General features: G+C 62.6%; 17 protein-coding genes. 12 read left to right on the forward strand and 5 right to left on the reverse strand.

Going from position 1 to position 18914, the window contains the following annotated elements; translation table 11 throughout:
* Positions 1-54: 54 nt before the first annotated feature.
* From DES52_RS17560 to DES52_RS17575, 4 genes are all read left to right on the forward strand, one after another.
* Positions 55-741, forward strand: a complete 687-nt coding sequence (locus tag DES52_RS17560) for a DUF4388 domain-containing protein (RefSeq protein ID WP_110888144.1) — start codon at positions 55-57, stop codon at positions 739-741.
* Entirely contained in the window at positions 738-1304 is a 567-nt protein-coding gene (locus DES52_RS17565; protein WP_110888145.1) for a GTP-binding protein, read from the forward strand. The genes DES52_RS17560 and DES52_RS17565 overlap by 4 nt, the downstream gene beginning before the upstream one ends.
* Positions 1305-1361: 57 nt before the next feature.
* Positions 1362-1736 carry a roadblock/LC7 domain-containing protein gene (locus tag DES52_RS17570; RefSeq protein ID WP_110888146.1) on the forward strand — a complete coding sequence of 125 codons (375 nt, stop codon included), beginning with the start codon at positions 1362-1364 and terminating at the stop codon, positions 1734-1736.
* A 116-nt stretch (positions 1737-1852) separates the two neighbouring features.
* A complete protein-coding gene (locus DES52_RS17575) occupies positions 1853-2338 on the forward strand; it encodes a hypothetical protein (RefSeq protein WP_110888147.1) in 486 nt (161 codons plus the stop codon).
* A 447-nt stretch (positions 2339-2785) separates the two neighbouring features.
* On the opposite strand, the gene DES52_RS17580 is transcribed toward DES52_RS17575, so the two are convergent.
* From DES52_RS17580 to DES52_RS17595, 3 genes are all read right to left on the reverse strand, one after another.
* The gene (locus tag DES52_RS17580) at positions 2786-5347 is read right to left on the reverse strand and encodes an Ig-like domain-containing protein (RefSeq protein WP_110888148.1); all 2562 of its coding nucleotides are present in this window, start codon (positions 5345-5347) and stop codon (positions 2786-2788) included.
* A 618-nt stretch (positions 5348-5965) separates the two neighbouring features.
* Positions 5966-6136, reverse strand: coding sequence for a hypothetical protein (locus DES52_RS23055; protein WP_170131123.1), 171 nt, complete (start codon positions 6134-6136; stop codon positions 5966-5968).
* Positions 6137-6388: 252 nt separating this feature from the next.
* Positions 6389-7306 (reverse strand): ABC transporter substrate-binding protein, encoded by a 918-nt coding sequence (locus tag DES52_RS17595; RefSeq protein WP_170131124.1) that lies wholly within the window; start codon positions 7304-7306, stop codon positions 6389-6391.
* Between the two features lie 592 nt (positions 7307-7898).
* Between DES52_RS17595 and DES52_RS17605 the strand changes: the two genes are divergently transcribed.
* Positions 7899-9650: a sensor histidine kinase gene (locus DES52_RS17605; RefSeq protein ID WP_245901110.1), complete on the forward strand. Its 1752-nt coding sequence runs from the start codon at positions 7899-7901 to the stop codon at positions 9648-9650.
* 459 nt (positions 9651-10109) lie between these two features.
* Positions 10110-11000, forward strand: coding sequence for a hypothetical protein (locus DES52_RS17615; protein ID WP_110888154.1), 891 nt, complete (start codon positions 10110-10112; stop codon positions 10998-11000).
* A 569-nt stretch (positions 11001-11569) separates the two neighbouring features.
* Here DES52_RS17615 and DES52_RS17620 read toward each other — a convergent pair.
* Positions 11570-11974, reverse strand: coding sequence for a hypothetical protein (locus DES52_RS17620; RefSeq protein WP_211317956.1), 405 nt, complete (start codon positions 11972-11974; stop codon positions 11570-11572).
* 874 nt (positions 11975-12848) lie between these two features.
* Here DES52_RS17620 and DES52_RS17625 point away from each other — a divergent pair.
* The 6 genes from DES52_RS17625 (at position 12849) to DES52_RS23065 (ending at position 17626) form a co-directional block, all read left to right on the forward strand.
* Complete coding sequence (locus tag DES52_RS17625; RefSeq protein WP_110888156.1) at positions 12849-13343, forward strand: cupin domain-containing protein; 495 nt, start codon at positions 12849-12851, stop codon at positions 13341-13343.
* A 275-nt stretch (positions 13344-13618) separates the two neighbouring features.
* Positions 13619-14053 carry a hypothetical protein gene (locus DES52_RS17630; RefSeq protein WP_146237353.1) on the forward strand — a complete coding sequence of 145 codons (435 nt, stop codon included), beginning with the start codon at positions 13619-13621 and terminating at the stop codon, positions 14051-14053.
* A gap of 435 nt (positions 14054-14488) precedes the next feature.
* On the forward strand, positions 14489-16249 hold the full coding sequence (locus DES52_RS17635) for a class I mannose-6-phosphate isomerase (protein WP_110888158.1): 1761 nt from the start codon (positions 14489-14491) through the stop codon (positions 16247-16249).
* Positions 16246-17175, forward strand: coding sequence for an ROK family protein (locus DES52_RS17640; RefSeq protein ID WP_110888159.1), 930 nt, complete (start codon positions 16246-16248; stop codon positions 17173-17175). Before DES52_RS17635 ends, DES52_RS17640 begins: the two co-directional genes overlap by 4 nt.
* A 17-nt stretch (positions 17176-17192) precedes the next feature.
* The gene (locus DES52_RS23060) at positions 17193-17366 is read left to right on the forward strand and encodes a hypothetical protein (RefSeq protein ID WP_170131125.1); all 174 of its coding nucleotides are present in this window, start codon (positions 17193-17195) and stop codon (positions 17364-17366) included.
* 122 nt (positions 17367-17488) lie between these two features.
* Positions 17489-17626 carry a hypothetical protein gene (locus DES52_RS23065; protein WP_170131126.1) on the forward strand — a complete coding sequence of 46 codons (138 nt, stop codon included), beginning with the start codon at positions 17489-17491 and terminating at the stop codon, positions 17624-17626.
* Between the two features lie 915 nt (positions 17627-18541).
* On the opposite strand, the gene DES52_RS17650 is transcribed toward DES52_RS23065, so the two are convergent.
* Positions 18542-18811, reverse strand: a complete 270-nt coding sequence (locus DES52_RS17650) for a hypothetical protein (RefSeq protein WP_110888161.1) — start codon at positions 18809-18811, stop codon at positions 18542-18544.
* Between the last annotated feature and the right edge of the window lie 103 nt (positions 18812-18914).

An 18914-nucleotide genomic window follows, 5' to 3' on the forward strand; every position in this document is an offset into this window, starting at 1 on the left:
CCGTGAGGACCAAGAGGGGCCGAGCTCCATCCCCTCCCCGCCGAAAGGAACGCCATGGCCCTCACCGGAGACCTCACCGACCTTCCACTCACCGACCTCACCCAGGTGTTGGCGCACCACACCGGCACCCTCGACTTCGACCGAGCGTTTCACGGCCGGAATCTTCAACTCATCCTCGAACGCGGACGACTACGCGCCCTTTTCGTCGACGGCTTCGACATCCGCGACGATTCCCGCCTGCAAGACGTTGTTCGCACCCTCGCAACCACCGCCAGCGGCGCCTGGGAATTTCACGCCATGACCATCACCGACGCCCTTCGGCACGTCGATTACATCTTGACGGACTTGCTGCATCACGTCACGCACCCTGACATCCCCGACGATCACCTTCCGCATCCACGAACGACGTTCGTTCCCACCCGGCAAGCGGACGTTCCACTCGAACTGCAATCGACGTGGACGACAATTCTGCCGTTCGTTCAGCAAGGCGCGAGCGCCCATGTCCTCGCGTCGAATTTGAGCATGAGCGAACGCGACGCGCAACTGCTGTTGTACCGCCTGCGCGCCGTGAACGTAATTCAACCCTCGCGGTACACGCCGGAGAACCCAACGTCTCCACATCGCACTCGCCACGTTACGCCAACGTCCTCGCACTCACCCGAACGTCCCGCCGCCAACACCGCCCACCCGATCACGCGTTTGCTCGGCGCGCTTCGCCGGATCGTCGGAGCGCGCGCATGAACGCACCCCTGAAACTGGTCGTCAGCGGACCCGTGGGCGCGGGAAAGACCACGTTCGTGCAAACGCTGAGTCAAACGCACGTCATCAGCACGGAAGTCGAACCAAGCGACAACATCGGTAAAGCCTCTACCACCGTCGCCTTCGACTTCGGCACCATGCACCTCGACGACCTGGAATTGCACTTGTACGGCACGCCCGGCCAAGACCGCTTCGACTTCATGTGGGACGTGCTGTGCGAAGGCGCGATCGGACTCGTCATGCTCGTCAACGGCCAACGCCCTCGAGACTTTCCCGCTGCCCGCAACATCCTCGAGTTCATTACTCAACGGCATGCACTGCCGTTCATCCTCGCCGTCACGAGACAAGACCAAACGGCCGCGTGGCAACCCAGCGACGTCGCCTTGTACTTTCAACTCCCCCTTCAACACGTTGTCGGCATCAACGCCACCGACCCTACGAATGCCGCGCGCGCCCTCATTCAATTGCTCGCGTCCCTTCCCGCCTCACAGGTCCGTTCCTCGCGCGCTTCACACGCGAGCGTCGCCTCCGCGTCTTCGCGTTAACGGCATCCATGCACCTCCATTCACTTCGAATCCACCTTTCCTCCAAAGGAGTTCACCATGACCGCGACCACCAGCAAACAAACAGCCCTCAACGACGCCCTTTCCGCGTTGCGTAGCACCCTTCCAGAACTCAAAGGCGTCATCATCGCCACGTCGGACGGTTTGCCTGTCGCGCAGACCATGGGCGCTGGCGTCGATGCCAACCGTGTCGCCGCGATGGCAGCGACAGCGCTCGGGCTCGGCAAGCGCATCAACGACACCCTCGCAGCGGGAACATTGACCGAGCTGAGCGTCAGCGGTACCGAGGGGCAAGTCTTCTTGTACTCGTGCGGACGTGGCGTGCTCGCCGTCGTCACACCCGCCGTCATGAACCTCGGGTTGCTGCACATGGAGGCCCGAGACACCGCCAAAGTCATTGCCATGGTGTTGTGAGTTCAACCCTTCGATTCGTTTGGCGCCGATTCCTCGCACCACCTGCCGAGCCCATCGTTTCCTATGTCACCTCGCCGCACGACAAGCCCTCGTGGCGCCTTCCAAGGAGTGAACTGATGACCGCGACCCTCACGCAAACACGCCCCACCCTCGGCGATTTCAGCTCCATCGTGTGCTTCAAAGCCGTCATCGTCGGAATCGAAGACACCCTCGGCGAAGACGGCGCGGCCGTCGTCTTCACGCGCGCCGGGAAAGTCCGCGGACACGCCCTCGCGCGCGCGCTGGGCGCCGCCAGTTCCAACGTACCTGTCGAGCACATCGCGACGCTCCTCAACGCCGCCATCGGACGAGAAGGCACAAAGTTATGCGCGGTCGTCAAATCGTACGAGCAAGACGGAAACGTCGTGATCGAAACGCAAGAGACGGTGTGCAGCGCCGGCGAAGCGCACGGTTCGCAACGCAAGTGCACCTTCACGCTGGGCGCCGTATGGGGCGCGCTGGAAGCCATGACCGACCGAACGTACATGGGAATGCATACCGAGAGCGTGCTGCGTGGCGGCACCTGCGACAAGTTCGTGTTCACTCCTCTATCACCAACGTGATGGTGATAGAGGAGTGAACATCGCCTTCTGCATGCCTCCCCGTGGTCAACGAACGGGAACCGATGTGGTTCCCGTTCGTTCATCGCGTGTGAGATTGTACGAGCGACGCGCCCGACGTACAAAGGGAAATGGGTCGAACGGGTCAAACAGACGTTGCACTCAACCAAGGGACTCGCAGGCGGCAATCCAACGTCATGCCGAGCCTCACGTCGGATGAACAATCGCGTTGAACCGAGTCAAACCCGCGCTTGGACGAGTTGGCGAGCGTGAGCCGAGTCGGAACGGGAGGATAACTTGAAGCTACAAGAAGGTGAAGCCGCACTCTGCGCGGCCTCACCTTCTTCGTTGATGTCGTGGAAGCCTGGCCGTACGACGGCATGCACACGTCTCCCAACGAACTGCACGTAAGAAAGAATCGATGGTCACCGCGTCGTCCAAGCCCCGGCCTTACTTCTTGGTCAAGTTGACTTCCATCGTCTCCTTGAAGCTGCCATCTTCAGGGACGATTCCGGCATGCAGGGGAAAGATGCTCTTCGAGAGGGTAATGACGTTCGGATCAGGGTTGGTATCGCCGTAAATTCCCCCTTGCGTGCAGCCGTATTCTGGCACCATCTGGTCGCTGACTTCCTCACGGCTGGAGACGAGTTCCCCGTTGAAGTACGCTCGATCCGTGATCCTGACGGCGCCGGGCACGCTGGCCAAGTAATACACGTCTGGAACGCCCCACAGATCAGCTCCAACGTCGAACGCTTGCGTTGTGTTCGCTCGAACCACTTTTCGGTACTCCCTGCGCGAGTCATTGCTGGCCGTTCTCCACTCCTCCGTGTAATCGTCGGAATAACTCCAAGTGACCGAGTCCGTTGCGTTGTAATTGCACGTGAAGGTGCCATTTTGGACGTAACGTGTGATCTCGGTCACACCTGACGGCGTCGTCGTCTCGAACGTTTTGTCGCCCGACCAACGGTAAGTGACGGTGCCGTACCAGCCTGATCCGCTGGCAGGCGGACTCGAGGGCGGCGGCACATCGGAATCAGCCTTGCTCACGGCCACCGAGATCTTGGCGTCGTCGTCGAGCTCCAAGGGAACGTTCAACAAACCGCTCGATACGAACGCCCGCAGTACGACCGTCTGCCCGACATCCAACGGCGAGGGCGTCCAGGGAAACTCGAAGTGCGTTTGCCACGCGCTTGGTGTCACGGCGCCCACGAACTCCAATACCCCGCCGCGGTCGCGGTACAGCCGCACTTCCGACGGGCTGTACCATCCGTCAATGAATTGAATGTTGGCCGGATTGAGGTCGACGATGACGATCGTCGGTTGCCCTGCCTTCGCGTTCGACGGGCCGCTCAGCGTGCCGTTCGGGGAGCGTGAAATCGTCACTTCGCCTTGAACTCCGAAATTGCCGATCTTCCACTGGCCTCGTGTGCTCACGATGCCCGCGAGGTCCTGCAACGTCGATCCCGGCCCTAACGCTGCCACCATCTTGTACGCGTAACTCGAAGCGTAATCGTTCACGCGCGCCTGCGTCGATTCCGGCGCGAAGCTTCCCTCGACCTTCGGTCCAAACGTCAGCTCCAGCGCTTCGATGGCGGGCCCAGCGGAGCCCAACCAAGGAAACGTGCGGACGTTCAGGCCGACCAGGCCCTGCACGGCGAGGCTGCCTTCGAAGCGGAAATCCTCGACGGGATTGACCATCTTGAACTTCGGCGTCAAGGTCGTCGTCGTGCTTCCCTCGTTGATTGACGTCACGGTGTCGGTGGCGACGTCGTACGCGAAGCCCACCTTCTTCTTCGAGCTGACTTTGCCTTCCACCACGAGTTGTGCCTTGCCGAGCTTGAGCTTGCCTTCCAACCCGAAGCTCACCCCAATCGGCACGGTGGGCGCGATGAACGTCGCGAGCGGTCCGGAGATCGGCACGGGCACTTCCGCGAAGATCGCTTTGCACTTCAACTCGCCTTGCGCTCCGAGGTCCACGTCGATTCCGCCCGTGATCGTTGCGTTGAGTTCCCCCGACGCCACTGCGCTCAGCGTCGTCAGTTGGCGGTTCGTGATGTGCGCGGTGAAGTCCACGTCGAGCTTGTTCTCGATCTTGAGGCTCAGCAGGTCCCCGGACAGCAGCACGTCGAGGGTGCTGCTGCACTTGAACTTGCCGATTTCCCACTCGACCTTCTTGAACGGACCGGGCAGCGTGCCGTCATCAGGCCATCCTTGCGCTTGCACGATCGAGCGGCGAGACACGTTCTTCGGCAAGCGGTAGCTCACGGTGAGGCTGCCGTCCGCGTGACGCTCGACGTTCTCCGGAGCGTGCGCGCCCGTCAGCGCAATGACGTCGCTGGACGTCAGCGCCACGCGCTGCGACACGCTCAAGTCCTGGTAGACGTCCTCGAGGGGCACCGTCTCCAGCGTGACGATCGTCTGCCCGCCGCTCGGCGTACTGCTCAGCACCCGCCCGTTGATCGGCGACGTGCCGCTGGAGAGCAGCACCTGGCCCGGCTTGGGATGCACGCCGCTCAACGCCACTTGAAAGCGCGCGCCTGTCAGCGAACCGCTCGGCGCGGGCATCAACGGCACGGCGCTCGAGGCGATTTGCGCGTCACTCACGACGACGGCATTCGGGTTGAGTTTGGCCACCGTGATGAGGACCGGCTTGGACTTCACGCCGCCCGCCTCGGCGGTAATTTGAGTGAAGCCCACGGCGACCTTGGCGGTGACTTTGCCTTTGGGGTCGATCGTGACGGCGGTGGGGTTGCTGGAGACCCACTTGACGCTCGTCGTGACTTTACGGCCCTGCATGTCGTAGACGGTGGCTTGCAAGGTGGCGGTCGCGCCAACGGCGGTCAGGAGCGTGGAGGTCGGCGTGATGTCGATGCGGGAGACGGAAACGCGCGCCGCGGCTTCCATGAGCGGCGTGTCGCCGTCGGGCGCGGACGCCGGGAGCGTGAAGGAATTGCAGGCGGACAGCGTCAAGGACAGCACGGCGAGGGCGGACAACGAGCGTTTGCGGGACATGTGTTCCTCCGGGGATGCCCGCGTTCGACGGGCGGAATCAAGTGATTCGACGGTAGGTGGCCAACGGTGGTGTGATCATGACCAGCTCGAATTTCGTGGCGTTCCACCACGGTTCGAGCTCCTTCGATCCGCCCAAGTTGTGTCGACGCGGACCTGCAATGAAGGACGTGGCGTACGCTTCGACGAGCCGTGAGCACGCTGCGAGGCGCGCCTACGGTCCGGCAAACTTCTCGTCATCCTCGTCTTGCTCGCCAGCGCCTCTACGGTGGAGGCAGCGAAGCAAAGAGGTCACGCATCACGCGTGCTCTTTGCTTCGCGAAGGAGATGCTTGTGATCGCGCGATGACGTTGAATCGTTCGCTCGCTGTACACGTCGCTCAATCCCTTCCTCCATTGCAAACGTCCAACGTCGCTGTCAGAAGGGTCAGGCAGCGGCCGTTCGACGTTGACTTTATTCGCGATGAACGGCACGCCGGTAGGGCGTGCACGAATGGTGTACCAAGCGCTCAACGCTGTCGTCGGTGACGGAGGGATTGGAGTCGGCGCACGCCAGCACGTGCCACGGATTCACCTGATTCCGATCAGCAGGTGCATGCTCGATCAACTCAAGCAGGCGGCGTCACACGCTCGCTTGCCGGATGAACGGTTCGACGTCGAACTCGCTCATGATGTCACCGACGAGCTCGCGGACGTCCTTCGGGGATGCGGTGAACGACTTGTCGAGTCGAACGTCGAGGGCGCGGCCGGGGATGACGCGGACGTTGATGTCTTCGCCGAGGGCGCGTTTCACGGCCGGCTGGAGCTTCTCATGCACCCACTCGAGGACGGCCGTAATGTTGCCCTTCTTTCGAGGTGGCCAAGCGGCGCCGAATTTCACCGTCGCGGTTTTGTTCGTAGCGTCATCGCGACGGGTGGGTGTGCGCCATGGCAAGAGCGCCAACCCACAGACTTCTCGCGCTCAGAGGAATCCACGGCCGGCACGTTCCTGTCAATTCCTCGTCGCGGACGTACGGTCAACGTGCAAATGCACGTCGGTCAACCTTCAACGAAGCAGGTTCGCGAGCGCCTCGACGCGTTTCAAATCCGTGATCGGCCCACTCGACGGTTCCTGCGGATCGAGCAGGTACGTCGTGATCTTCGCGCCGGTGCGCGCCATGAGGACGTCGAGGTTGTTGCGCGCCAGCGGCTGACCGTTGTGCGTGAGACGCAATAGCACAATGCGGTCCGTCTTGAGGGTGGGCAGCACCTCCGAGGAAAGAACGTGGAAGACGCGGTCCGAGTCGAGGCCGGACGGCATGACGAGCGTCATGCCGAGCGCGCTGAGCGCACGCGAGAAGCTGAAGCGTTGCCCGAGCGCCATGAGGTCGGTTGCTTGGTACATGTACAGCAAGGCCGTGCGGTTCGATCCGTTGAAGGTCGAGGCGAGTTGGGCGCGAAGGGTTTGCACTCGGGTGTCGTACGTGACGAGGTACCGATTGGCCAAGGTGGTTTTGTTGAAGACCCGCGCGGTTTCCGTCAAGGCTTTACGCCATCCGGTGCGGCCTTCGCTGAAGTCGAACGCGATGGTCGGCGCGATTTTACTGAGGGCTGGGTAGAGGGAGTTGCTGCCGTCATCGCCGGCGTTCATGAGGATGAGGTCGGGTTTGAGCGCGAGGATGACTTCTTGTGAGGGTTGATCGTGCGTTCTCACGTAGATGGGCGTGCCGATTTGTTTCGCGGCGGGCGTGGTGAGGGCGGTCAGGGGTTGGCCGAGCTTGGCGTTGCTGACGCGGGTGCTCGCGAAACCAACGGGTTTGACGCCAAGGACGGCGAGGAGTTCGGCGGTTTCTTCTTGAATGACGACGATGCGTTTGGGGATGCCGGGAAGGGTGGTGGTCCCGAGGTCGTGTTTGATGGTGATCGGTGCGGCCGTGGCGTTGACGGTCAGGGCGAGGGTGAGGGGGAGGGCTCGCTTGAACATGTTCTTCTCCATAATCTTGATGGATTTCCTCGGAATACTCGCTGAAGTGTTCTTCCATGACAATGCAACGTCAACGACCGACGCCCTCTTCACACCACGCGACGCCAACACTCAACCGATCGTCCACGTTCGACCACTCCCCGCTCGACCAATGCCTCCTCAACCAGGCTCGACCGCGCACCCAACGCTTCACGAACTCAACCGCAAAGCACGCATCAGCCAAGGCAAACCCCGAGAACCCTCCCTCCAACCGAGCACCACCGTCGTCCCACCGCGCGACGCTCGCCAACTCGAAGCGCAGCACCTCCACGCTCTCCCCGCGACGCCAACGCGGACGCCCACCCCCCACCAAATCAGGCGTGACAGCCACCCTTCCTCCCAACAAACGTCCCATCAAACCCGTACACCATCGTGGAGCAGAAAACGTTCGCTCCCCGGCGGGCCGCAATATCGTCATTCGATGAGCAGGTCGGTGAGCAGACGCCGACCATGTCAAGACGGTGGAACGGCAACCAAAGCATGTCATCAAACTCCACCCCCGCGTTCGTTGCCTCGTCCCACCTGCCATTCCGGTATCCTCCAAGAGAACACCATGCCTTCGGACCCTCCCCCCACCTCGCCTGAACTCGATTCGCTCGTTCAAGAGCAAGGCGAGATGGCCAACCGCATTCGCCACCACGACTGGGCGTCCACACCCCTCGGTCCTCCCAGCACTTGGCCGGACCCGCTGCGCACCTACATCCAGATGATGCTGGCGTCCAAGCACCCCATGTACCTCGCGTGGACGCACGACCTCATCGCGTTGTACAACGACGCGTACCGACCCATCCTCGGCACGGACAAGCATCCGCACGCGCTCGGCGCGCGCACCGCCGACATCTTCGGGCAGGACGGTTACCCAGGCCTCAAACCCGTCTTCGACGCCGCGATCGAACGAGGGGAAAGCGCCGCGTTCGAAAATCACCTGGTGCCCTTGGTGCGTCACGGATACATGGAAGAATGCTACTTCGACGTCAGCTACACCCCGGTCCACGTGAATGGGCACGTGGCCGGCGTGTTCTGCTCCGTCACCGAAACCACCGAGCGGGTGCTCGCGGCGCGCCGCACCAAGACCCTCGCGGCGCTCACCGCGACCCTGCTCGGCTTGCACCACCCGGACGACGTCGTTCACGCGGCCTTGCACGTCGCCAACCTCAATCCGCACGACCTTCCGTGCGCCGTGGTGTACACGCCAAACGAGCAAGGTGAACTGCAGTGGCGTGGCGCGACCCGCTCCAACGACGAGCAGATGACGCGGTGGCAGCACACTCCCCCCGAATGGCAAACGACGCATCAAGCGCACGTTCTCGCCACGTCACCGCTCGCCGTCGGACCCTGGCCGGAACCTGTAACGCAAGTGGCGGTGTTCCCCCTCACGTCCTTTGAAGACCGACCGCTGGGATTGCTCGTCGTGGGTCTCAACGCGCGTCAGCGCTTCGACGACGCGTACCAAGACTTCTTGCGGTTGTTTCGTGGGCAACTCTCAGGCGCGTTGCGCGACGCGCTTTTGACAGAGGCGTTACGGCAACGAAACGCTGATCTCGCGCGGGAACGGGAGTTGCTCAGCGAGCAAACCACGGTCCTCGCGCGCGAGCGGGAGCTGCTCAAAGAGCAAACCGCGGCCCTCGCGCACGCCAACGAGGAACTCGAAGCGTTCGCGTACGGCGTAGCGCACGACTTACGTACGCCCCTCCGGCACATCGCGAGCTTCAACGCCTTGCTGCGAACGTCGCTCGGAAGCGGCGTGAACGAGAAGTCGGCGCGGTACTTGCAGGTGGTCGATCAAGCGGCGGCGCGCATGAGCAAACTCATCGACGCGATGCTGGAGTTGTCCCGAACGTCCCGGCAGCCCTTACGGATGGGCTTGGTGGATTTCGGGGCGCTCGTGGCGTCCGTGCGTGAAGAGCTGGAAGCGGAGGCGCCAGAACGACCGGTAACATGGCATGTCGAGCCGTTGCCGTTAATGCTGGGCGATTCCGATTTGCTGCGGCAAGTGATGTTGAACTTGCTCGCCAACGCCGTGAAGTACACGCGCGTCCAAGCGCGCGCGGTGATCGAGGTGCGCGTCGAGGAGCACCCGGAGGAATGGCGGGTGCTCGTGCGGGACAACGGAGTGGGATTCGACTCGAAGTACGCGGATAAGTTATTCAACGTGTTTCAACGATTGCATCGCCAAGAAGACTTCGAGGGCACAGGCGTGGGTCTCGCGAACGTGCGACGCATCGTGCATCGACACGGCGGACGCGTGTGGGCCGAAGGCATGCCGAATGAAGGGGCGACGTTCGGATTCACGTTGCCGAAGTAAAGTTGATGATGGCACCCGAGCATCCCCGGCTTCTCAGGACGCTCAACGCGGCGACGAGATCGATGCGAATCACGCGGAAGCCCGGCACGTTCGGCAGGCACGTGAACAACCCCTCTTCAGGGATGAACACGGCCCGGTTTCGCAGACCGTGGAACGCGGGGGAGACGCGCTCAATGAAGCCGTCGACAACGTCTCGCCGTTGGCGCAACTGCGCGTCCCCGGTGTCTTCGAACGCATCCGGACTCGTACAACCGCGACATCACGTGCGTTGGCGTGCCCGTCGACCTCGATGGGTGCGGTCGACGGCAGGTACGACACGTCGCAGATCGACGCGGTCACGATGAGCGCTCGCCGCCTTCATCCGCTTGCGTCGACCGCAGACACGCTCGGTCGTCACGCTTCGCGTGCATCAAAGGTGCTGCACGCCTCCCGTCGGTCAACGGCGATACACTTGATGGGATGTCCGACGAATCCGATGATCGCCGTGTTGCCGCCGAGCGTGCCTCTTTCGCTGCTGCCCGCGAGCACGTCGGTGCCGCCGGGTTCGCGCAGAGAGACGTCCTGGAACGCTTGATCGACGCGGGTCGAGAGCAAATTCAGTTCACGGTCTCGCTGCGTCAAGTCTTGACGATCACCTTGCAGCAACTGCACGCCCTGCCGCTCATGGACCTCCACCAAGCGGCCGAACCGCACGTCACCACCTTGGAGAGCATCGTGCAGTCGTCGCGCGCGCAACTCGAGACCGCTGACCGCTTGCGTGACAGCATCCAGCGGGCACTCGTGGAAGTGCGTGGCACGCCCATCGAGGACATCAGCGCGCAAGTGCTGACCAACCTCAGCCAAGTCGTGCAGCACCAAGCGGCGGACTTGGCGGCGCTGATCTCGTTGGCGCTCAACGAAGCGAGCACCGTCGAGCAAATCACCACCTTGCAGCGTGTCAGCACGCAAGCCCACGAGCAACTTCAGCAGGCGAAGCACGAGCAGGCGGAGCGCGCCTTGATGCACCTCAACCAAATCAGTCAAGACGTGCTGACGCGGATTCGTGCGTTGGAGGCCAGCGGAACGACGCACGCGGAGCAAAAGAAGCAGCTGGAGCACGAAGCGTTGGCAGCGCGAGAGCACATTGCTCGCTTGGAGGCGAGCGCCAAGCTTGACGCGCAGGAAATCACTCGGTTGGAAGCGCAAGCGGAAGTGTCACGGGCGCGCACGGCGGAGTTGGAGGCGGCCGCCGCGAAGACGCAGGAGAAAATCGCGCGGCTACGCCAGCAAGTCGAAGTGCAGCATCACCGTGAGCGTGAAGCACAACAACACGCCGACCTCGAGGCGGGCTCGGATCCGTCCAGCACGTGACGACGGTTCGTGTGACTTCACGTGAAGCTGCTTGGCGTTCACGAATCGATCAAGTCACGCGTCCTCAAGCACGTGGACATCACAACGGATGGACGACGCTTCACGATGACCTTCCCGCGTTGCATTTGCTGACCTTACGCGTTGCTTGTCAAGGCATAAAAAAAGCCCCTGGTTCCGCGCCAGGGGGTGTAAGGGTCAAGGACAAAGCTCAACTCGAACACCTACAGGAGGAATGCATGGATCGAGAAGGTGATCTCAAGCCGGCAGGGAAGCAGAACGGCCTTCCACTTCATGACTGCCTGTTGTCGCGTTGCTTGACATTGACTTCGCGGAAGTCCTTGATGACCCCAACGAGAACAAGGTACGTTGCACGGCTGCTTGAAGGGTAGGAGGGGCGTCAGGACGTGACCACCTCGTTCACGTGTACCTCTGGAGCTTCGTGAAGTCACGTTCATCAAGGGTTGCGCTTCGATCCACGTCACACGACGAGCAGCGCTCCACCTGCTGATTACGGCAGAAAAACGTTTTCGGCTGCCGCGATGCTGAGATGAAGCAACACGGAGAGCTGTTTATGCTTCCTGCCGACGAACCATCATCCGCGAGAACCCCCGCAAACAACGAATCCTTCCATGAACCTGCAAAAAATCAAACTTCATCTCCCTGGGAATTTCGTCCTGCACCGTCACTCGATCATGCGCATGAAACGCCAGGCGAGTCGGCGGCCAAGGATCGGTTTCGGCAACGACCTCTTTTCCTTCATCTTGCTGAAACGCGAACAGCACGCCGGTTTCATTTGCCGTTACACGAACGCTATGACGATCTCCTAGCATTTGATCCCGCTCCTCGTACGCCACCCGTTCATCGTGCCTCAACGTCAACGAAGTCGTTTCCGTGCGCTTGTCGTGCAGGATGTGCTGGTCCAACCACGCCAGCGAGGCACGGTTCATCTGCATGCCACCAGCGGCGTTCGTCATCGCCGCGAAGGCGGCTTGCAGTCTTGGGATCAATGCCAGAACCGCTGTCGGCCCCTCGTTGAGCCGACCTGTGAAACGACCTCCACATCGTTCACCCGCGCCCCGTTCAGGTCACGCCCACCCAGCGGCCGTCCGTCGTCTCCTGGAGGAAGTGCAGAAGTGAGGCCATTCCTTCCATGCCAACTCCGGAGCGGCGGACTGCTTCGTGTGATGCGCTTCAACTCGAGCCGTAACGCCTCCAAGCTCTCCACGCGGCCGCACTCGAACGTACAAGAACGTACAACCACGCCGGGTCAGACAAGAAGCCCTGCGATCTCCCTGGTACGGCTCGAACGACATGACCGAAGCAGAGATGGAAGTTACCGCGGCGTTGAAGACGGGGAGGAGGTTGTACTTCGATCATCGTGATTCCGACAGGATGCCCAGCCGGAATCAACTCGTCCGGGATTCCTGACCATCCTTGCAAGCGCCTTCGACTGGAAGGCGCTTGCTTCGTGTCAGCCTCGAAGAAGGTACGCTCGATCAGCGTTACGAAGAGCGTCGACTCACGGCGCAGCCCACACGATCTTTTCCTGATCAGCGCTCGAGAAGGGCGCGTTCTTCTTTGTCTGGCGGCGAACGCTTGAAGGCGTAAAAAGAGCGCCGTCCTTCCCGCTTGGTGTTTCCCGCGGCGTTCACCTTCTTGCCAGGCGGATGACGTTCCCATTGCGCGACGAATGAGCCTGCCGTGAAGAAGAATTGGTTCATCTGCGTCCAAACCAGCCCTCATCCGCCGTACCGTGAAGTGTCGCAGCGACGCCACGGAACGTTCCGTTCATCCCTGCCGCCCCTGCCTGAAAGCAAGAGGGCGCTTGACCGACGCCCAGGAGGAACCATGCAAGGCACGCCACGCACGACCGCCTTCGCCCTGACCGTCCCTGCCGTCTTTGTCCTTTCCATGACCGCCTTGTCCGCGCAGAGCACATCCACGCCCGACGTGGCCATGAACACTTCCAACATGAAGTGGCAACCCGGCCCGCCCAACCTGCCCGCCGGAACGCAAATCATCGTGCTGCAAGGTGACCCGTCCAAAGCGGGCGGCATCGCCACGATCCGCCTAAAGTTCCCAGCAGGCGCCGTCATTGCACCTCACAAGCACTCGACGGATGAAGCAGCCACCGTCATTTCAGGACGCTTCCACGTCGCTCCTGGAGATACCCTCGATCCGTCCAAAGGCACGACGCTCATGGCGGGAGGCTACACGACGCTCATGGCCGGACACCACCACTTCGCCTGGGTGGACGGCGTCACGGTCGTACAATTCACAGGGGCAGGCCCGCTCGACATCGAATACCTCAATCCAGCAGATGACCCGAGCCAGCACAAGTAATCGGCGCGTCATACACCGAACATCGAGACTGGCCGGTGACACCAAGGAAGAGGGCTGCAACGCGAATGACCTTGAGGGCTCATCGCGTCCCCGAAAGACCGTCCGGCTGAACAGTGAGGCAGACGACGCGATCCTTTCCTTACCAGCGCCCCAGAAGGGCGCTTTCTTCCTTGCCCAACGGCAAGGACTTCAAAGCCGTAAAAAGTGCGCCGCCTTTCCCGCTCAACGTTTCACCTTCCCCAACTCCGTGACTCACGTGTTGACTGTCACGCCCTTTGTCTCGACAATTCAATCCACCCAGCTTCGACGTGCGCGAAGACGACACCGTGCGGATCCGCATCCTCGAACCGTCCACGCACGCCATCACCGTCAACGAAGTGCGCGAACTCCTCGCCGCCATCGCCGTGAAGCCGCCGAGGGACGATCGTACGCTCAGCGATTTGCTCGAACGTGCGACGTTTAGCCAAGGCTCTGCGGTCCTGTTCGAACTGCTGCGTACGAAACTCGGACGGTCGACCGAAGTTCAATACGACGGGTCCTGTCACTTATACGCACGCGACGAACAACGCAAACAAATCAAGTTGCACGGCAACACGCGCAAAGCCAGAAGCGCGTTGGTGCGGCGTTCACAGCGCACCTTGCGTCATTTGAACTCGTTCAACCACGCGCGTACCCTCGATGACCATAAAGTCGATGTCTGCCTTTCGTGACCGGCGACCGCTGCAGCCCAACCTTCAACTTGACACGCCGGTCACCTCGCTCGACGGTAACACGAGTTGCCGTTGCTCGGACGACCGCACCACGCCATTGCATTCGAACACCCGCCGCATCACGACGTTCGACGTCCTCGACTCCGGACGGACCGGTCCGCGTGCACGCTCGCGCCCGCACGTGCGCGTGCCACCTCCCCCGTACATCAGCGTTAAAATCAGCGGTTGGTCGAGCTCTCGACTGGTACTTTGGCGAGGTGACCCCTCCGACTTGAACGACCCATAAGGCGGGCCGTGCGTTGAAGACGAACTTGCGCGGTCACCAAGGCAAATCGATTCAGATTGATCAGCCAGGTTGGTTCGCGTTGGGAACGCCGACTTTTGAGAAGAACCTTTCCAAGAACTCCCGTCCGTGTGTGAGGAACACGTACCTTCATGACGTACCGCCGTACCACGCAACCCCTCGCGCCCGCCCGCGCTCCGCGCCCCGTGAGCGCGTACGACCCGTACCCGACCGTCGACCTCACCCCGAACGCCGTGCAAATCGGATTCGACGCGCTCGCAGGGCGCCTCGCTCGCCACGACGCCATCGCCCTCGACGGCATGCCGGGCGTGCTGTGGGATGATCTGCGCGACCGACTCGACGTGGCCCTCCTCGCCCTCGGCAAGCGCGCCGAATGGCTCGACGCACGCCGTGCCTTCAAAAAGCCGCGCGACCTCGACGCGCTCGTACGACCGTACCTTGGCGGGAACGACCCGTTGTTCGGCACGCGCTGCCCCCTGGTCCTCGCAGATTTCTTCGAGGAAACAGCCGACCTCGGCTCGCCCCACGCGGACCTTCGCGTCGTGTACGGACCAGGCGCAGCCCTGCTCGCCCCGACAGCCGCGCTCGTGTACGTGGAACTCCCGAAGAACGAGGTGCAGTTTCGCGCGCGCGCCGGCATCCCCACGAACCTCGGCAGGATGGACGCCGCGCCGCCGAAAGAGGCGTACAAACGCAGCTACTTCGTGGACTGGCCGGTGCTGGCGCGTCACAAGCGCGACGTGCTGCATCGCGTGGAAGTCTTCGTGGACGCGCAACGCCCGGACGAACCAACCTTCGCGGACGCGGCCGACGTGCGAGACGCACTTCACGCCTTGGCACGGCGACCGTTCCGCGCACGCCCGTGGTTCGAGCCTGGCCCGTGGGGCGGGCAGTGGATCAAACGCCTGCTTCCAAACCTCGCGCCGGACGCGCCGAACCTCGCGTGGAGCTTCGAACTTATCGCGCCTGAAAACGGCTTGCTGCTCGCGGGCGGCGGGCTGCTCGAACTCGCGTTCGAATGGCTCATGCTGCACGCCGGGAACGACGTGCTCGGCGAGGCGTTCGCGCGCTTCGGCACCGCGTTCCCCATCCGCTTCGACTGGCTCGACACCGTCGAAGGCGGCAACCTCAGCCTCCAGGTGCATCCCACGCCCGAGTACCTCCGCGCGCACTTCGGCGAGACCTTCACGCAAGACGAAACGTATTACATCCTGCACGCCGACGAAGGGGCTCACGTCTACCTCGGCTTCCAAGAAGGTGTGGATCCGCACGCGTTCCGCCGCGACCTAGAGCACAGCCTCGCCACGGGCGAAGCGGTGAACGTCGAGCAGTACGTGCAACGGCACCCCGCGCACACGGGCGACCTGTTCTTGATTCCGAACGGCACCGTGCACTGCTCCGGAACAGGCAGCTTGGTACTCGAGATCAGCGCCACGCCGTACATCTTCACGTTCAAGCTGTACGACTGGCTGCGACTCGACCTCGACGGCAACCCACGGCCCCTCAACATCACGCGCGCCTTCGACAACCTCGATTTCGAGCGTCAAGGCGAACGCGCGGCGCGCGAACTCCTCAGCGTCCCAGTCGTGCTTGAATCAGGTGACGGCTGGGAGCGCTGGCAGCTCCCCACGCACCCGGAGCACTTCTACGACGTGCACCGCGTCCACCTCAGCGGCACCGCGCACCTTTCCACCGACGACCGCTGCCACGTGCTCGCCGTCGTGTCCGGTACGAGCGTACGCGTGCAAGTGAACGGCGCGCCCGACGCGACGTACCGCTTCGCGGAAACCTTCGTCGTGCCCGCCGCCGCCCGCTCGTACCGCCTCACGAGCGAGAACGGACCTGCCACGGTCGTCCTCGCGTTCGTCAAACCCGGCCGTGGAGGTGCGTGAACACCCCGAGTCCTTTCGTTCTCGCGCTCGACGTGGGCGGCGGGCACGTCACGGCCGCCATCGTCAACACCACCGCCCGCGCCCTGCACCACTCGAGCGTGACGCGCATCGCAATTCCTCACGACGCGCCCGCCCTCGACCTCGTGCACGCCTGGGCCAACGTCGGCCTTCACGCCCTCGCCGCCGCGGATTCCCTTGCCGTGACGGGCATCGGAATCGCCATGCCCGGCCCGTTCGATTACGCGCAAGGCGTGTCCCTCATGACACGCAAGTTCCGCGCGCTGCACGGCCTGAACGTCCGACGCGCCTTGAGGAACGCGTGGCAAGACGGTCCCCTCGCCAACGCGCCCATCCGCTTCGAAAACGACGCCGCCCTGTTCGCCCTCGGCGAATGGTGGGGCGGCGCCGCGCGCGGCGCGCAACGCGTCGTCGGCATCACGCTCGGCACGGGTTTCGGCAGCGGCTTCGTCCGCAGTGGCGTCACCCTGCACGGCGGGCACGGCGTTCCCGACGGCGGAACCGTATGGCACCTCCCGCTGCGCGGTGGCGTCGCCGAAGACTTCATTTCCGGCGCGGCCCTCACGCACGCCTACCAGCAGCGCGCCGGCCGCCACTTGACTCCCGAACGGCTCGCCGACGCCGCCTTCGCGGGCGACAGCGAGGCCCGAACTGTCTTCACGCACCTTGGCTACGACATCGCAGAGGTACTCGCACCCGTCCTGAACGCGTTTCACGCGGAGCGCCTCGTGCTCGGCGGTAACCTCTCCCGCGCCTTCACGCTGTTCCAATCGCCCCTCCAGACCGAGCTGCGCCTGCACGCCCCGGGCGTGCACGTGACGCCCACCGACTTGTACGAAACGGCGGCCCTGCTCGGCGCCGCCGCGCTGTTCATTGCCAACTCCGACGCGCGCAGCGTCACGAATTGATATCCGACGAGGACCGCATGCCGCCGCACTTCGCGGCAACTCATGAGGAAACCCGTCGCGTCAACGACTCGTCGAACGTGGCGTACGTGCAGATTCGCGAGTTGCAGAAGCGGAACGTGCCGCTGAAGGTACCCGCCCTCCAAGTGCGCTCAGACTTCACGTTGGTGCACGGCAAGCGGAACGTCCGCTGAGATATCGACGAGGCGCTGCCAATCGCGCGGGAAGATCCGCCGCTGTAGCGAGTGGCGCTCACGAACGCGCGGACGTTCGCTCGGTCGGATGTCGAACTGGTGATGTGCACGCCAAGGTGCGCATGCATAAGGTGACCGTCCGCGAGGAGGACAACGGCATCAAGTTCAACTCGACGGACACCGAACGACCGTTTCAAGTGTCCGGGTGGTTGCACGAGGAGTACGAAGCGGCGCGGGTAGGACTGGCGAACGTGCGGTGAATCATCGCTCGTCACGCTGGACGATTGGAGGCGGCAGGGCCGCTTGCGCGTAGGGCGACGGTCACGCTGACCCTGCCGAGAACGTTGACTTGACGTCAGCGCCACGTGTGGTTCGCGCGGCGCTCGAGCGGTCAGCTGTGGGAACCGTGGTTGCACCCGAACGAGACAAACGTGTGCGGGCGCATCACCCCGCCGTCCCCGTTCGGGCTGAACGGGTCGGTACAAGACGGCTTTTAATTCGAAGGCACGATCGAGCACGCACGCCGTGCTCGACCGGCATGGCTTCGAGCAGCAACGGCCACGCGAGCCGTTCCGCGACGGCACGCACGGCCGTGGCTTTCGTACGGCGACGTGTGGATGATCTTGCCGTGGATCGACGCGTTCCCAGTCCACGCGTTGAGTTGGGACGCCTTGAAGTTGCTGCCAGAGGCGAACGAGGCAACGTCACCGACTCACTGACGCAGGAGTGGCGCGCAGACACGGCGAATGGAAACGCGAGCGAGAATGGCGCAAGCACAGGCAAATCAAGCGCGGGCAATGCTGGCTTCGAGAAGACCCATGGCGTGTCGCTTCCTCAACGCCAGGACACGCTCGTAGTTCGTGCTGCCAGCGCCGTAGCTCGTGAACTCTTCAATGCCTGCACTGCTTGGGAACCCCACCTCGAAGCTGTTCTCACTGCTGATCTTGAATCCGCGCGGCCAACCGCACGGCAGCACGCTCAAGGGCAGTGAACGCCTCAAAGGTCATCACCGGCAACGGCGCGACGCTCAAGCCCAAGGCTTCCTTGTCCACCTCACCGTTGTCTGCCTCGGCGGCGCGCTCCGCAACGACACTCGCCGCCTTCGCACGAGCAGCCGTTTGAAGTGCGAACGCTTCACTCCTTGCCTTGCTCACGTGACGTGGCGCGCGACGACACTACCGATTCCGAATGAAGTCGAAGACGTTTTGGACCGTCGCGTACGCATGCTCGATCATCGTGCCAAGTTCGCGCTCGTGACCACGCAACTTGAACACGCCGTGCTTGTCGAGCAGCACTTCCAACACCACTTCCCTTGGAAGATCGTGCAACGTGTCTTCCGGAGCGGCCATCAGGTACACGTTCGCCTTGTGCGTTCGCATCCACTCCAGCATCTCGCGGTGCGGCTCGTCGAGCTTGTCTTCCCATCCCAAGATCATTTCGGACATACCCGAGGCTACGAGTGCAGGTCGCACGTCACCCTACAACGACCTGAAGGCATCTTGGAACGTGAATCTCAGCAAAAGTCACGTTTGGAACGTGATCAGCTCG

Origin of the sequence: Deinococcus yavapaiensis KR-236, from assembly GCF_003217515.1 — a bacterium.
Taxonomy (GTDB): Bacteria; Deinococcota; Deinococci; order Deinococcales; family Deinococcaceae; genus Deinococcus_A; species Deinococcus_A yavapaiensis.